Genomic DNA, 4,093 nt, shown 5'->3' on the forward strand with positions numbered 1-4,093 from the left:
CTCGGCAGCCTGATGCCGCCGCCGATATCGATCTCGCCGGCCGGCGCCTGATCGCACTCCCACATCCAGACCATGATCGCGACGATGGCGCCGACGCCGCAGAGCCCGGCGAGGACCACGGCCTTCACCGTCAGCAGCAGGAAGAAGCCGGCGGTGAAGACTGCCGCCGCGAAATGGGCATAACCCGGCCCGGTCAGCCGCATCACGTATTGGGGTTCGGCCTCCACCGGCGAGGTCACGATGGTCTCGCGCCCGCCGGTCGCGGTCCGCGGCAGATAATGCGACCCCGCCTCGACCTCGCGGGCGAGCCCCGGCTGATCCCAGAGCGGCTCGCGGCTGCCGATCCGTGGAACGCTGCGCGTGCCGAAGCCGTGATTGGGCAGCCATTCCAGCGAGCCGGCCTGCCAGACGTCTCCGGCCGGCTCCCCGGTCGTCAGGCGGATGTTGCGCGCTACGTCGACGAGGAAGACGAGGATTCCCGCCGCCAGCATGAAGGCGCCGAGCGTCGAAACCAGATTGAGCGTCTCCCAGCCCATCCCGGCCGGATAGGTGTAGACGCGCCGCGGCATGCCGATCAGCCCGGTGATGTGCATCGGCAGGAAGGCGATGTTGAAGCCGAGGAAGATCAGCCCGAAGGCCCAGCGCCCCAGCCGCTCCGAGAGAGGCCGCCTGCTGAAGGCCGGCACCCAGTAGTAGATCGCCGCGAAGAGCGGGAAGACCATGCCGCCGAACAGCACGTAATGCAGGTGGGCGACGACGAAATAGGTGTCATGCGCCTGACGGTCGAAAGGCACCATTGCCACCATCACGCCGGTCAGCCCGCCCAGCGTGAAGATGATCAGGAACCCGATCACGAACAGCGACGGTACGGTGATCCTGAGCCGCCCCGCGGCGATGGTGGCGATCCAGGCGAAGACCTGGATGCCGCTCGGGATCGCCACCGCCATGCTCGCAGCCGAGAAAAAACCGAGCGAGCGCGCCGGGATCCCGGTCGTGAACATGTGGTGGACCCAGAGCCCGAAGGAGAAGAAGCCGACCGCGATCAGCGCCACCACAATCAGGCGGTAGCCGACCAGCGGTACACCGGTCATGGTCGGCACGATCATCGAGACCATGCCCGCGGCCGGCAGGAAGATGATGTAGACCTCCGGATGGCCGAAGAACCAGAAAAGGTGCTGCCAGAGCAGCGGGTCGCCGCCCTTCTCGGCGATGAAGAAGGGCCAGCCGAAGGCACGCTCCAGCTCGAGCAGGATCGTCGCGAGGATCACGGCCGGAAAGGCGAAGACGATCATCCCGGCGAAGATCAGGAGCGTCCAGGCGAAGATCGGCATCCTCGTCAGCGTCATGCCGGGCGCACGGGTGCGCAGCACACCGACGATGATCTCGATCGCGCCCGCGATCGCGGAGATCTCGATGAAGCCGATGCCGAGCAGCCACCAGTCGGCGCCGATCCCGGGCGAGAAGCGCTCTCCGGTCAGCGGTGGATACATGAACCAGCCGCCATCGGGCGCGGTGCCGAAGAACAGCGTGCAGAAGAACACCAGCCCGCCGACGAAATAGGCCCAGAAGGCGAAGGCGCCGAGCCGCGGGAACGGCAGGTCGCGGGCCCCCAACATCTGCGGCAACAGCAGGATGCCGGCCGCCTCCACCGCCGGGACGGCGAAGAGGAACATCATCACCGTACCGTGCATGGTGAAGATCTGGTTGTAGGTCTCCGGCGAGAGGAAATCGTTGCCCGGTACCGCGAGCTGCAGCCGGATCAGCAGGCCGAGGATGCCGGCGAGCAGGAAGAACAGGAAGGCCGTCGCGATGTAGAAATAGCCGATGACGGTGTTGTTGACCTCGGTGATGACGCGCCACCCGCGCGGTGAGCGCCACACGGCCTCGAGCTGCTCGCGCTCGCCCTCCGGCCGCGGCAGCTTGGACGGCAGCTCCGCCGCATCGTCAAGGAGGTGGGCGGCGGAAGCGGTCATTTCAGGCTCGCGAGATAGGCGGCGAGCGCTTGCCGCTCCTCGCCCGAGAAGATGGCGAAGGGCGGCATCAGGCTGCCCGGCTTGACGGCGGCCGGCTCAGCGATGAAGCGGGCGATGTTCTCGGCCGTGTTCGGCAGGGTCGCGGCGGCCAGGAACCTCCGCCCGCCGATGCGGGAGAGATCCGGTCCGATGGTGCCAGCGGCCTGAGTGCCGCGCACCGCATGGCAGGCGTCGCAGCCCGAGGAGTGGAAGAGGGCAGCGCCACGCTCCACGACCGTTCCGTCAGGCCCGGGCGGACGCTCGGCAGCGGCGAGCCAGGCGTCGAATTCGGGCTGTGGCATCGCGACGATCTCGAGCGACATTTGCGCATGGGCCGTTCCGCAATACTCGGCACACTGCCCCCGATAGATCCCTGCTCGCTGGGCCTTCAGCCGCATCCGGTTGGTCCGTCCTGGAATCATGTCGAGCTTGCCACCGAGGCTCGGCACCCAGAACGAGTGGATCACGTCCGCTGTGCGCAGCACAAACTCGACCTCGACGCCGACGGGGATACGGATCTCGTTGGCCTCGGCGACCGGCTTACCGGCTCGGCCATCATAGGCGATCCGCCACCAGAACTGCTCCCCCGTGACCTCGACGCGCATCTCCGCGGGGCGCGGGCTCGCGATCGTCTCGCGCATCAGCCAGAGCCCGTAGCCAAGCAAAGTGGCGAGCGTGAGCGTCGGAAACGCGATCCCCCAGAACCGGATCGCCCCCTCGGCCCGCAACCGGCTCCGCAGCTGCTCCGGCCCGGCGATCGCGAGCCAGAGTGCCGCGAGAACAATAGCGAAGATCACGGCTGCGCCCGCGAACAGGATCCAGCTGAGCAATGCAACGCGCTCCGCCTCCTCACCGGCCGGAGCTAGCGCCGACTGGCGTTGACAGGCCGGCAGGATGAGCAGGCCAACGCAAATCACGAGAGAGCGCAGAAGCGTCATCGTCCCGCCAGCCCCGCCGGCGGCACGCTGGCGAAATAAGCGGCTAGGTCGCGCGCCTGCTCGGCCGTCAGCCGCCGGCCGATCGGCGCCATGATGCGCCCGGTCGGGCTGCGATTGTTGAGGCCGCCCCGCCAAGCGGCGAGCTGGCCCTCGAGATAGCGAGACGATTGCCCGGCCAAGCGCGGAAAGGCCGGAGCCGCCTGCTCGCCATGACAGCTCAGGCAGGCGGGCACGCCGCGGCCGCGATCACCCTCGCGCGCCAGCCTCTCGCCTCGCGCCACGGCTTCCGGATCCGCCCACTCGGCGATCGCGGGCCGCGACAGGCCGGCGTAATGGGCAGCGAGTTTCCTGATTTCGCCTTCGGTCAGCCCGGCGGCGGCGGTCTGCATCACGCCGCTGTCGCGCACCCCGGCCCCATAGTCGCGCAGCGCGTTCTCGAGCATCGCGGGCGGCTGGCCGTGCAGGACCGGCACAAGCCGGCTCGCCGGGGCCGTGCCATTTCCGTGGCAGCGCGCGCAAGCGCCGACCGCCTCCTGATCGCTGCCGCTCTCGGCTATCTCGCCGCCGCTCGGAGCATCTGGCTCGACCTCGCCCAGCGCCAGCGCGCGGTATCCGGACCGGTCGAGCCCGGGCATTCGGCGCAGGAAGGCGACCACGGCCCAGATCTCGTCGTCGCGCTCCAGCGATGGGAAGGCCGGCATGCCGGCGTATTTCAGCCCGTGCTTGACGATCCAGAACAGCTCGCCGTCCTTCCAGCCTCCGACCTTGTCCTTCAGGTCGGGAGGCGGTGGCAGCATCTTGGCGGCGACGGGGCTGATGGGTGAACCCGGCGCGCCATGACAGTAGGCGCAGCCTGCATGGTAATGGCCCGCGCCGAGGCGAATGCCGTCTTCGTCGAGCTGTACTGGCAGGTTCATGTCCGGGGCGTGCGCCCTGACCGAGTTCTCCATGCCGAAGCGCAGGAGGAGGTCGACGACCTTTAGATGCCCGCGGCTGGCGGCGATGTTGTAGGCGCCTGACCAGGCAAAGAGCAGCCCTGCCGCCGCGAAAACCAGGAGGGCCGCAGCGACGGTCAGCGCGAGCTTGCCGGGCGTCGCCAACGTCCAGCCGGCGATCCGCCTAGCCCGCGCGAGCGGAGACATC

The 4,093-nt window shown here is 68.6% G+C and carries 3 protein-coding genes; all 3 read right to left on the reverse strand.

All coding sequences use genetic code 11. The features are described from left to right. A partial coding sequence (gene ctaD, locus VGN82_RS00005) for a cytochrome c oxidase subunit I (protein WP_327524917.1) occupies positions 1-1,973 on the reverse strand: 1,973 nt, incomplete at its 3' end. Beyond that, positions 1,970-2,950, reverse strand: coding sequence for a cytochrome c oxidase subunit II (gene coxB / locus VGN82_RS00010; protein WP_327524918.1), 981 nt, complete (start codon positions 2,948-2,950; stop codon positions 1,970-1,972). The genes coxB and ctaD, both read right to left, overlap by 4 nt. Then, a partial coding sequence (locus VGN82_RS00015; RefSeq protein ID WP_327524919.1) for a c-type cytochrome occupies positions 2,947-4,093 on the reverse strand: 1,147 nt, incomplete at its 5' end. The genes VGN82_RS00015 and coxB, both read right to left, overlap by 4 nt.

It is taken from the genome of Allobosea sp., from assembly GCF_035999205.1.
Classification (GTDB): Bacteria; Pseudomonadota; Alphaproteobacteria; order Rhizobiales; family Beijerinckiaceae; genus Allobosea.